Source organism: uncultured Lamprocystis sp. (assembly GCF_903933125.1).
In the GTDB taxonomy this organism is placed as follows: Bacteria; Pseudomonadota; Gammaproteobacteria; order Chromatiales; family Chromatiaceae; genus Thiodictyon.
This window is the reverse complement of record NZ_CAIZIZ010000425.1, coordinates 1-12,063: the sequence shown is the minus strand read 5'-3', so window position 1 is coordinate 12,063 and position 12,063 is coordinate 1. Positions and strand designations below refer to the sequence as shown.

Sequence of the window (12,063 nt, the reverse complement as noted above, 5' to 3'; positions counted from 1 at the left end):
TGATTCCACTTCGCGAGATCGAGCTTAAGCATAAACGCTGCGTGCTTCTGGTATCGGGGGCCGGTCTGGCCGACACAGGGGGCTCGGCACGGGACGCAACGTATCACAGAAATTACGTATCTCGCGCTTGGCGCGGTTTAGTGCTCTAGGCTGCACTCAGTCTATCCCCCAAGCATCCTACCCCACCAGCGCCCCGCCGCCAAGAGGGTGTCTAGTCGATTTGTGTCCGCCACCTGGGCCTTGCCCTCGATCATCGTGCCGGCCAGCGTTGGTCATTCGTCGTTCAAGGCTTCAATCCTTGGTCTGCCGATCCAAGGCTGAAGCCTTGGACTCCAGTCGGCTGACGGCTCGGCTGGCCGAAACGATGATCACGGCCTCGCGCCGCATGGGGGACCGCGCAATCGTTCCGGTGTGGACGGTCTGCGGCGGCGCAATACGGGCGCCGTCGGCATCGGCGCCGGTCCGCCAGATCTTGCGGGGCGCCCTATTGCGCCCTACGCCGAGAACCGGTCGATCAGCACTCCGTGCCGCAGGCCCCGGTCGCTGACCGCGAGACGTTCCTGCTCAAGCTTCGCCATCAGGGTCCGCACGATACAGGCGCCGGCCAGGATCACGTCGGCACGCCCCGGCTGTAGTCCGGGGATGGCGCGGCGCGCCTCCGACGCCAGGCCGGCATAGCGCGCCATCTGGCGCTCGACCTCGGCGGCGGTCAGGATGGCCCCCTGGATCAGGTCCGGATCGTACCGCGTCAGACCGAGACTGACGGCGGCCAGGTTGGTCACAGCGCCGCCCATACCGACCAGAGCGTCCGGCGCCGCCGCCCCATCCAGCCGGCTCAGATCATGGGCGATGGCGGCCAGCGCGGCATCCAGGCTCTCCCGTCCGACGACCCCGTCCAACCCGAACTGCTCGGTGAAGCGGACCGCACCGACGTCCACACTGAAGCGCTCCAGCACCTGGCCGGCCTTGCCGATGGTGATCTGGGTACTGCCGCCGCCGGTATCGAAGACCGTGACCGCACCCTCCGGCAACCCCACCCCGGCCTGCACCGCGAGATAGGCCAGACGCCCCTCCTGCGCACCGTCGATGACCTCGATGGTCACTCCGCACTGCGCCCGCACGGCAGCGATGAAGGCCGTGCTGTTGCGGGCATTGCGCATCCCCATGGTGCCCAGGGCGACGATCTGCGATGTACCCGCCGCCCGCGCATCCGCCGCCATGTCGCGGATGGCGGCCAGAGTGCGTTCCCAGGCCGTCGGCGCGATCTCGCCGGACTCCCGCAGCCCCTCTCCCAGTCGCGTCACCTCGGCGCGGTCCACCACCCGCAGCCAGCGGCCCGCGGCATCGCGTTCACCGATATGGAACTTGACCGAGTTGGTTCCCAGATCGATCACCGCATAGCGTCGCCGCATGTCCATCGGACTAGCCCGCGGCCGGCGCGCGCAGCAGCGTCGCGTGGTGTTCCAGCGCCCAGCGGGTCTTGATCTGCTGCTCCAGATCGCGCTCGGCGCCGATCTCAGCGACAAAGGCCATGAAGCCGGCGATGGCCACCGCGGCCTGAGCCACCGGGGCCTTGATCGACAGCTCCATCAGGCGCGCGCCATCCTGGCGCTTCCAGAGTTCTGCCGTGATCGGCCACGGGCAGGCCGCGTCCTCGAACTTCCAGCGATGCGCCTGTAATGGGCCCATGACGTGTAACGTATCGTAGTCGATGTGCTGCTGACCGATCGCCGACAAGAATACCTCCTGGTCTTTCGTAAAGAGCTTGCCGACCGGCTGCTCCCCGGCCACCACCTGCTTGATCAGCCCCTTGACCACCGGCATGGTGAGCGAGGCGGACTTGGTCACTCCGGACTCGCTCGCATCCGCCTCGAGCTTGAAGCCGTCGAACGCGCGCCAGGTCGCCGACACCTCGGTGGGTACGACCGGACGAAACTTGACCGTGCTGTCGTGCTGATCGCCGACGATCCGCCGGGCCCGCGCGATCATCCCCGCCTTGAACAGGTCCAGGTCAGGGGTATCGAAAAAATAGATGTAACGCTCCTCATCGTTGTCGACCGTCAAGTTGAACCGGGTCAGCGCCTCCTCGACCTGATGATCCGGAATGGTGACCTTGATCTCGATGGCATCGACACCCGCCACCTGGCGGCCGAAGTGATCACGGGTGGCGGCGCCTCGTTCAACGACCGATTTGTTACTGGCTTTCATGACACGCGGACTCCTCTCAATGGCGAATGGTGATGACGAACGCGATGGGACCGCGAGGCCCCATGGGGCGGGCCGGCGCCTGCGCTTATCCTACACCCTTCGTGGCATCAACCGTCAATGCGTCGCGTTGCGCGCGCGGCCATTCAGGCATCGCCTTACCGCCCCCGTGAGAACAGCCGATCCAGTTCACTGTGGCCAATCTGGACCCAGGTCGGACGCCCATGGTTGCATTGATCGGCGCGCTCCACCCGCTCCATGGCGCGCAGCAGAGCATTCTGCTCATCCAGGGTCAGACGCCGGTTGGCGCGCACCGCCCCGTGACAAGCCATGGTCGACAGGACCTGATTGACCGCCGTGGTCACCCGGTCGGACTCCCCGTGCACCGCCAAATCGGACAGCAGGTCGCGCACCAGGCGCTCTAGGTCCGCATCGCGCAGCAGCGCCGGAACTTCGCGAACCGCCAGGGTGCCCGGACCCAGTCGATCGATCACCAGCCCCAGACGCTCCAGAAATTCGCGCTGCGCCTCCAGCAAATCGGCCTCGCGCGGACTGACTTGCACACTGATGGGCACCAGGATCGGTTGGCGAACGATGTGGCCGGCACCCCAGGCGTCCTTGAGCCGTTCATAGCCGATGCGCTCATGGGCGGCATGGATGTCGACGATGATCAGACCCTGGGCGTTCTGGGCAAGCAAGTAGACGCCGTTGAGTTGAGCCAGGGCGAAACCCAGCGGCGGGCTGTCGGTCGCCCCCGTGTCCGGCAGCGGTGCCGCCGCCGGACCCGCGGGCGACGCCTCCGGACGCTGGAACGCGAGCCCCGCTGCATAGTGCGCCGCCGACCCCTCGGTCACCCGCAACCCCAGGTGTCCGGTGCGCAACGGCGTGAATGATTCCTGCGGCGGTCCGATCGGCAAATCGTCCACGGGCGCCGCGACCGCGGGCAGCATGGCCGACCCCAAGGATCCCGCCGCCAGACGCCGCTGCAACCCGCGATAGATGAAGTCGTGGACCTGGCGCCCCTCGCGAAAACGCACCTCGTGCTTGGCCGGGTGGACGTTCACGTCCACCAGCCGCGGCGGCAGCGCGAGAAACAGCACGAAGGCCGGATGCCGGCTGTGATGGAGCACATCGCTGAAGGCCTGGCGCACCGCATGCGTGACCAGTTTGTCGCGGACCATGCGGCCGTTGACATAGAAGAACTGCTGATCCGGCTGACCACGGGAGAACGCTGGCCGCAGGACCCAGCCGGAGAGACGCAAGTCCACCGCCTGTTCATCCACCCACAGCGCCTGCTCGCCGAAGCCCGCACCGAGAATGGCATCCAGCCGCCCGCGCACCAGCGCCGGGTCCTCGCTCGCCGCGGGCAGTTCCAACACGGTGCGGCCATTATGTCGCAGCGTGAAACCGACCTCCCGGCGGACCAGGGCGATACGGCGCACCACCTGATCCAGGTGGCCGAATTCGGTCTTGTCGGTGCGCAGAAACTTGCGCCGCGCCGGGGTGTTGTAGAAGAGGTCGCGCACGTCCACCGTGGTCCCCGGCGGGTGAGCGGCCGGACGCAGCGGCGCGAGTTCACCATCGGTACCCACGCTCACCTCGTGCGCAGTCCCCTCCCCCGGCCCCCGTGAGATCAGCGTCAGCCGGCTCACCGAGGCAATGCTCGGCAGCGCCTCGCCCCGGAACCCCAGGGTGGCGACCGCGTCCAGATCGTGCAGGTCGGACAGCTTGCTGGTGGCGTGTCGCGACAAGGCCAGCGCCAGTTGCTCGGGCGGGATACCGCGCCCGTCATCGCGCACCCGCAGGCGCTTGATGCCGCCCTGCTCCACGTCGATCTCCACCCGCGTGCAGCCGGCATCCAGGCTGTTCTCCAGCAACTCCTTTACCACCGAGGCCGGGCGCTCCACCACCTCACCGGCGGCGATCTGATTAATCAGATGATTCGGCAGAACCCGAATGCCGGGGTCAGCCGTCACCCGGGCTCCCCCCAGGGATGGTCAACACCTGGCCCGCGCGAATCACGTCGCCCTCCAGGTTGTTGGCCGAACGCAGTGCCGACAGGCTCACCCCATAGCGCTTGGCGATCACGGCCAAGGTATCCCCGGCCGCGATGGCATGTTGACGGCCACCGGGGGGACTCGCCGGGACTGCCGCGCCGTCGGCCAAGGCCTCTGCAACGGCCTGCTGGGCCGCCTCCTTGTTCGAGCCACGCACCAGACTGCGTGGCCGGTACTTATTGAAATACTGCTTGATCCCCGCCAGAATGGCCTGGGCCAGGCGTTGCTGGTTGGCCGGGTTGAGCAGCCGCGCCTCCTCGGCCGGATTGGTGATGAACGCCGTCTCCACCAGCATGGACGGCACATCCGGCGACTTGAGCACCATGAACCCGGCCTTCTGGACCTCCCCCCGGTGCGTGGCGCCGAGCCGGCTGAGATTGCTCAGCACCGCACGGGCGGCGTCCGCGCTGTGTTCCAGCGTCGCATTCTGAGCCATGTCCAAGAGCACGCCGGCCAGCACATCATCACTCGCACCCAGATCGACCCCACCGATCAAATCGGCGCTGTTCTCTTTATCCGCCAACCACTTGGCCGCCTCGCTGGTGGCGCCGCCGCGGGACAGGGTAAAGACCGAGGACCCCCGCACCTTGGGGTCGGTAAAGGCATCGGCGTGGATCGAGACGAAGATGTCCGCCTCATGCTTGCGCGCCTTGCGCATCCGTTGGCGTAGCGGCACGAACACATCGCCGTCGCGGATCATCACCGGGCGCATCCCCGGCTCCTTGTCCACCAGGGCGGCAAGGCGCCGGGCGATGGCCAGGGTCACGTCCTTCTCGCGCGTGCCGCGGGACCCGATGGCCCCCGGATCCGCGCCGCCGTGGCCGGCGTCGATCGCCACCACCAAATCGCGCGCCGGGTTCGCCCGGCTGCCGGCCGCCGGGCGGGACGCGGTGGCCGCCCGCGCCGCGCTGCTGCCCTTGGGCGCGCCCTTCGGGATCAGGTCCACGACCAGCCGATGTCCGTGATCGGCATCCGGCGCCATTGGGAAACTCTTCGCCCGGACCGGCTGTTTGAGGTCGAGGACGATCCGCAGATCATCGCCCTCGCGCACGCCGCTGCGCAGACCGATGAGGATCGGGTCATCCGCGCCGCTCTGGAGCGCCTGACCGGTCAATTCGGCATCCGCGATATCGATCACCAGCCGGTCCGGTCCCTCCAGGGGAAAAATCTTGTGGGTCACGGGCCCGCTGAGATCCAGCACCAGCCGCGTCTGGCCTGCTGCCGGGGTCATGCGCACGCCCTGCACCGCCACCGGCCCCGCCGGCGCGGAGAACGGCAAGATGGCCAGGAGTATCGACAATAGGATGACGAGCAGGAGCTTCACGGTGTAGACCCTGTTTAGAGTGCGATTTCCAGGGAGACAGCACTCTGAATATAGCATGGTCAGGAAACTATTCCGAATATGAATCCGTGTATTAGACGGCTTTCCTCACAACTGATCTGGCTCTCGCGCTCCAGCGTGGCAGCACAGGGCGCCACCGGCCGCTGGAGCGGCCGGACGGCATTCCCACGCTGGAGCGTGGGAACGAGAAATACAGGGGAGTTGACGGAGCGCGCCTAAACCCCGTCGATCGCCGCCGCCAGCGTCTTGACCGCCAGGATTTCGAGGCCCTCCACCCCCTCCTTGGGCACATTGCCGGCCGGCACGATGGCGCGCCGGATGCCGTGCTTGACCGCCTCGCGCAGGCGATCCGGACCATTGGGGACGGGCCGGACTTCGCCGGACAGGCCCACCTCGCCGAAGGCCACCAGATCGAGCGGCAACGGACGGTCGCGATAACTCGACAGCACCGCCAGCAGCACCGGCAAATCCGCCGCCGTCTCGCCGATGCGCACCCCGCCTACCACGTTGACGAAAACATCCTGATTGAACATCGCCACCCCGCCGTGGCGGTGCAGCACCGCCAGCAGCATCGACAGCCGGTTCTGATCCAGCCCCAGGGCGACGCGCCGCGGGTTGGCGAGCGGGCTCTCGTCCACCAACGCCTGCACCTCGATCAGCAGCGGCCGGGTGCCCTCGCGGGTCACCATCACCAGACTGCCGGGCACCGGCTGATCATGGCGCGCGAGAAAGATGGCCGAGGGGTTCTTGACCTCCCGCAGACCGCGGTCACCCATGGCGAAGACGCCTAACTCGTTCACCGCCCCGAAGCGGTTCTTGATCGCCCGCACCAGCCGGAAGGTCCCGCCCGACTCGCCCTCGAAATAGAGCACCGTATCGACCATGTGTTCCAGCACCCGCGGACCGGCCAGCGCCCCCTCCTTGGTGACATGCCCCACCAGGAACACCGCCGTGTCGGCGCGCTTGGCGAAGCGCACCAACTGCGCCGCGGTCTCGCGCACCTGGCTGACCGAGCCGGGCGCCGATTGCAGCAAATCCGTATACAGGGTTTGGATCGAGTCCACCACCATCACCCGCGGCGGATCGCGTTCCGCCAGCGCCAGCACCCGCTCCACGCAGGTCTCGGCGAGCAGCCGGATGCCCGCGCCCACCACCCCCAGACGGCGGGCGCGCAATCCGATCTGCTGCGGCGACTCCTCGCCGCTGACATAAAGCACCGGGTGCTCCGCCCCCAGCGACTCGCACGCCTGCAGCAGCAGCGTCGACTTGCCGATCCCCGGATCGCCGCCCAACAGCACCACCGAGCCGATCACCAGCCCCCCGCCCAACACCCGGTCCAGCTCACCGATGCCCGTGCTGGTGCGCACCCGCTCCTCCGGGCGCAGATCCGCCAGCGTATGGATCACCGACTCGGTCGGCCCGGCCGCGGCGAACCCGCCGCCCCGCCCACCCGCCCGGGATTGGCCCGCGGGCGGGCGGGCGACCTCCTCCAGCGTATTCCAGGCTCCGCAGTCGGCGCACTGCCCGCTCCACTTGGGCTGAGCCGCGCCGCAGGCGTTACAGACATAGGCGGCGCGGGTCTTGGTGGGGTTGGTAGCCATGGCTGCTGACTCTGAAACGCGGCACGCTATGCCGATCTGACCTCGCTCGACAGTTCGGAGTGACGGTCGAGCACCTTAAACCGCGCTTCACCAAGGCCAACGGCGGCTTGGACTTGCCGTTCTCATACCGCGAGGGCACATTGACATCACCAGCAAAGCGTTCGGTCGCTTCACGCTGGTCGAGTGCGAGTTCGTCCCGACAGTGTACCGGACCCTCAGCCGCGACGGGGTCTCGAAGTCCGACACGCTGCCAGACCCCTTCGGGTGCTAGACTGCATACAGTCTGGCGTCCGGGTGGCCCGTCGCAGTGTCGGTCGGCCGCGGCTCGTTTTGCGGACGAGCATCCTATGCGGCCATACCACCTCAGCAGCGACCGCACTAAGGCGCCTATCCAGGCAATGAGACAAGCAGAAATTCGCGATAGTCTATAGGAGTCCAGCCAAAAACTCACGGCCATGACGCCATCTTTCTTTATTCGCCGGGCGTGATCAATGACAGAACAGGAAATCGAAGAAAAACTGCTCGATAAGTTGCGGGATCTCAAATACACGTACCGTCCTGATATTCGCGACCGCGACGCGCTGGAGGCGAACTTCCGCGAGAAGTTCGAGGCGCTCAACCGCGTCCACCTGACCCCCAACGAATTCCCCCGCCTGCTGGAGCAGATTGTCGGCCCCCGCGTATTTTCCAGCGCCCAACACCTGCGCGAGCGCAACACCTTCGTGCGCGAGGACGGCACCCCGCTGCAATACACCCTGGTGGACCTCAAGGACTGGTGCAAGAACAGCTTTGAGGTGGTCAACCAACTGCGCATCAACACCAGGAACAGCCATCACCGCTATGACGCGATCCTGCTGATTAACGGCGTACCGGCGGTCCAGGTCGAGTTCAAGGCGCTCGCCATCAGCCCGCGTCGCGCCATGCAGCAGATCGTCGACTACAAAAACGACCCCGGCAACGGCTATACCAGGACGCTGCTCTGCTTCGTGCAACTGTTCATCATCAGCAACCGCAGCGATACCTGGTACTTCGCCAACAACGACGCCGAGCATTTCAGCTTCGACGCCGATGAGCGCTTCCTGCCGCTCTACCAGTTCGCCGCCGAAGACAACCAGAAGATCACCCATCTCGACGCCTTCGCCGACGCATTCTTGAGCAAATGTGTGCTGGGCGAGCTGATCAGCCGCTACATGGTCCTGGTCGCCGGCGAGCGCAAACTGTTGATGATGCGGCCCTATCAGATCTATGCCGTGCGGGCCATCGTCGATTGCATCCACCAGTACCGGGGCAACGGCTACGTCTGGCACACCACCGGCAGCGGCAAGACGCTGACCTCCTTCAAGGCCGCCACCTTGCTCAAGGACAATCCGGACATTGATAAATGCGTATTCGTCGTGGACCGCAAGGACCTCGACCGCCAGACCCGTGAGGAATTCAACCGCTTCCAGGAAGGCTGCGTCGAAGAGAATACCAACACCGAAACCCTGGTGCGACGGCTGCTATCCACCGACTATGCCGACAAAGTCATCGTCACCACCATCCAAAAGCTCGGCCTCGCCCTGGACGACAGCAACAGGCGCCAATACAAACAGCGCCTGGAGCCCTTGCGCGCAAAGCGCATCGTGTTTATCTTCGACGAATGCCACCGCTCCCAGTTCGGCGAGAACCACCAGGCCATCAAGGCGTTCTTTCCCAAGGCCCAACTCTTCGGCTTTACCGGCACGCCGATCTTCGAGGCCAATGCCAGCTATCAGCAAATCGACGGCCAAGAGGCCTCATTCGTCACGACCCAGGATATCTTCGAGAAGCAGCTCCACGCCTACACCATCACCCACGCCATCGAAGACCGCAACGTCCTGCGCTTCCACATCGACTATTTCAAAGGCGAAGGGAAAGACCAACCCAAGGCCGGGGAGACGCTGGCGCGCAAGGCGGTGGTCGAGGCCATCCTGGCCAAGCACAACGCCGCAACCAATGACCGCAAGTTCAACGCGATCCTGGCCACCGCCTCCATCAACCAGGCCATCGACTACCACCGCCTGTTCAGGGAGATCCAGGCCCAACGGCAGGCTGAGGACGAGACCTTCCAGCCGCTGAACATCGCCTGCGTCTTCTCGCCCCCCGCGGAGGGCAACAAGGACGTGCAGCAGATCCAGGAAGACCTACCCCAGGAAAGGGCCGACAACCAGGATGCCCCGGAAGCAAAGAAGGCCGCGCTCAAGGCCATCATCGCCGACTACAATGCGCGCTACGGTACCAACCACGATATCAACAACTTCGATCTTTACTACCAGGACGTGCAAAAGCGTATCAAGGACCAGCAATACCCGAACCGCGACCTGCCGCACGCCCAGAAGATCGATATCGTCATCGTCGTGGACATGCTGCTGACCGGCTTCGACTCCAAGTATCTGAACACCCTGTACGCCGACAAGAACTTCAAGTACCACGGTCTGATCCAGGCCTTCTCGCGCACCAACCGCGTGCTCAACGACACCAAGCCCTATGGCAACGTGCTCGACTTCCGCCAGCAGCAGGAAGCCGTCGATGCCGCTATCGCCCTGTTCTCCGGCGAAAAGGTCGACCGCGCCAAGGCGATCTGGCTGGTCGATCCCGCCCCGGTGGTCATCGGCAAGCTGGAGCAGGCTGTCACCGCGCTCGACACCTTCATGACCTCCCAGGGCCTGACCTGCGCGCCGGAAGCGGTCGCCAATCTCAAGGGCGACGAGGCGCGTAGCCAGTTCATCACGCTCTTTAAAGAAGTTCAGCGACTCAAGACCCAACTCGACCAATACACCGACCTGAGCGAAGACAACGCCGCCAGCATCGAGCGGGTCATCCCACAGGACCAACTCCAAGCCTTCCGCGGTGTCTATCTGGAGACCGCGCAACGCCTCAAGGCCCGGCAGGACAAGGGCGGCGATGACGGCAGCCCGGTACAGCAGCTCGATTTCGAGTTCGTGCTGTTCGCCTCGGCGGTCATCGATTACGACTATATTATGGCGCTGATCGCCCGCTACACCCAGACCGCGCCCGCCAGGCAGACGATGAGCCGCGAAGAACTGATCGGCCTGCTCGCCTCCACCGCCAACCTCATGGACGCGCGTGACGACATCGCCGACTACATCGGCACCCTGAAGACCGGAGAGGGATTGAGTGAGCCGCAGATCCGACAGGGCTATGAGCGTTTCAAGGCCGAGAAATCCGCCCGCCAACTGGCGGCCATTGCCGACCAGCACGGACTGGAAGCCGGTGCGCTGCAAGCCTTTGTGGACGCCATCTTAGACCGCATGATCTTCGACGGCGAGCGCTTGAGCGATCTGCTCGCGCCGCTGGAACTGGGCTGGAAGGCGCGCACGCACAAGGAACTGGCCTTGATGGAAGACTTGATGCCGTTGTTGCACGGACTCGCGCAGGGGCGGGAGATTTCGGGGTTGGGGGCGTATGAGCAGTAAACACATCCACAGCACCAGCGACGAGGTGGACGAAGGTTCAGTGATCCGGAAGTTCCGGACAACTGCCGCCGATGGCAAGACCTACGGCACCGCTGTCGATTACAACCACTCATGCCGCCGACGGCAGTTGTCAAGTAGTCCTTGACAACTGCATCCCACAAGAGCCTTTTTGTATTGTCGATATGCCGACTGGTGAACGTACCCACCGCCAAGGCATTCCTTGCCCATCAAAAAGGGATGCCTTCTTGGAGTTTACCCAACGCGAAATCTTGCAAGGCTCCGGTACAGTGTCAGCAAGGGCGGCCAAGGCGTATGCCGAATGCGAATCCGAAAGGTACCTCATCGTGCAAGATCGCTTGTTTGCGAGCGACTTTGATCGAGCGATGAAAATACTGGCCGACAACCGTCAGGAGGGACGGTCATGATGCTATATGGCGGGAGACCTATCAACGCACTCGCGCTGGGGGTGGTGGATTACGGGGTTCGGGGCATATGAGCAGTAAGACCAACGTCGGTCGCAACGTGCCTATGCGGCGGTTTCCTGAATTTCGAGGCGCATCCGAGTGGCGCGAAAACACACTGAAAGATGTTGCTAATTTCATTAAGAATAAGATGCCATTGAGTGAGCTTACCCTCGAAACCTACGTCAGCACTGAGAATCTCTTGGCTGAATACTGCGGCTTTTCAATCGCATCCAAGCTTCCACAATTGGGCGCGGTTACGCGATTCAAACAGCAGGACATTCTTATTTCAAATATCCGTCCTTATTTGAAGAAAATATGGCTCGCATCATTCGATGGCGGCGCATCAAATGACGTAGTGGTCATTCGCACAAAAGATAATGCCAGCAGCGAATTTCTAGCCCTCTTGCTTATGAATGAAGAATTCATAAGCTATGTAATGAAGGGGGCCAAAGGAGTAAAAATGCCCAGAGGGGATATTTCTCTAATGAGAAAGTACCCTTTGTCTGTTCCTTCACAAGAGGAACAACAAAAAATCGTCGCCTGCCTTTCTTCCATCGACGACCTCATCGCTGCCGAAACTCAAAAGCTCGATGCATTAAGAACGCATAAGAAATGGCTGATGCAGCAGCTTTTTTTAGCAGAAGGAGAAACCGTACCCAAGCTGCGCTTTCCTGAGTTCCGCAATGCGCCTGCGTGGCAAGTTAAGAAGTCTAGCAGCCTGTTTATAAACCGCGTAGAAGAGGGCGACGCCGGACTTCCGATTTATTCGGTAACAATGAATGACGGGATGATAAGACGCTAGGGTGTTCAATCTGCCTCATATATCGCAATAAACGTTCATGCAGTTTTCGTGTTTGGCACTGAATCGATCAACGCATGCCGACGCCGGGCCAGCATCGACGTACCGATATGCGTTTCCGCCCACTGCTCGACATCAAT

Annotated in this window: 8 protein-coding genes; 2 read left to right on the top strand and 6 right to left on the bottom strand. The window is 63.6% G+C overall.

The window, feature by feature from the left end:
* Window positions 1–494: 494 nt before the first annotated feature.
* The 6 genes from QZY03_RS22715 to QZY03_RS32245 all read right to left on the bottom strand — a co-directional run bounded on the left by QZY03_RS22715 (window position 495) and on the right by QZY03_RS32245 (window position 7,662).
* Entirely contained in the window at window positions 495–1,418 is a 924-nt protein-coding gene (locus tag QZY03_RS22715; protein ID WP_295584851.1) for a hypothetical protein, read from the bottom strand.
* Between the two features lie 4 nt (window positions 1,419–1,422).
* On the bottom strand, window positions 1,423–2,208 hold the full coding sequence (locus tag QZY03_RS22710; RefSeq protein WP_295584849.1) for a hypothetical protein: 786 nt from the start codon (window positions 2,206–2,208) through the stop codon (window positions 1,423–1,425).
* A gap of 155 nt (window positions 2,209–2,363) precedes the next feature.
* Window positions 2,364–4,181, bottom strand: a complete 1,818-nt coding sequence (gene mutL / locus QZY03_RS22705; protein WP_295584847.1) for a DNA mismatch repair endonuclease MutL — start codon at window positions 4,179–4,181, stop codon at window positions 2,364–2,366.
* Window positions 4,171–5,586: an N-acetylmuramoyl-L-alanine amidase gene (locus QZY03_RS22700; protein WP_295584845.1), complete on the bottom strand. Its 1,416-nt coding sequence runs from the start codon at window positions 5,584–5,586 to the stop codon at window positions 4,171–4,173. Before QZY03_RS22700 ends, mutL begins: the two co-directional genes overlap by 11 nt.
* 233 nt (window positions 5,587–5,819) lie before the next feature.
* On the bottom strand, window positions 5,820–7,205 hold the full coding sequence (gene radA / locus QZY03_RS22695) for a DNA repair protein RadA (RefSeq protein WP_295584843.1): 1,386 nt from the start codon (window positions 7,203–7,205) through the stop codon (window positions 5,820–5,822).
* Window positions 7,162–7,662, bottom strand: a complete 501-nt coding sequence (locus tag QZY03_RS32245) for a type II toxin-antitoxin system MqsA family antitoxin (protein WP_363169240.1) — start codon at window positions 7,660–7,662, stop codon at window positions 7,162–7,164. The genes radA and QZY03_RS32245 overlap by 44 nt, the downstream gene beginning before the upstream one ends.
* Window positions 7,663–7,696: 34 nt before the next feature.
* Between QZY03_RS32245 and QZY03_RS22690 the strand changes: the two genes are divergently transcribed.
* Window positions 7,697–10,660 carry a type I restriction endonuclease subunit R gene (locus QZY03_RS22690; RefSeq protein ID WP_295584841.1) on the top strand — a complete coding sequence of 988 codons (2,964 nt, stop codon included), beginning with the start codon at window positions 7,697–7,699 and terminating at the stop codon, window positions 10,658–10,660.
* A gap of 492 nt (window positions 10,661–11,152) precedes the next feature.
* On the top strand, window positions 11,153–11,926 hold the full coding sequence (locus QZY03_RS22685; protein ID WP_295584839.1) for a restriction endonuclease subunit S: 774 nt from the start codon (window positions 11,153–11,155) through the stop codon (window positions 11,924–11,926).
* Window positions 11,927–12,063: the final 137 nt, after the last annotated feature.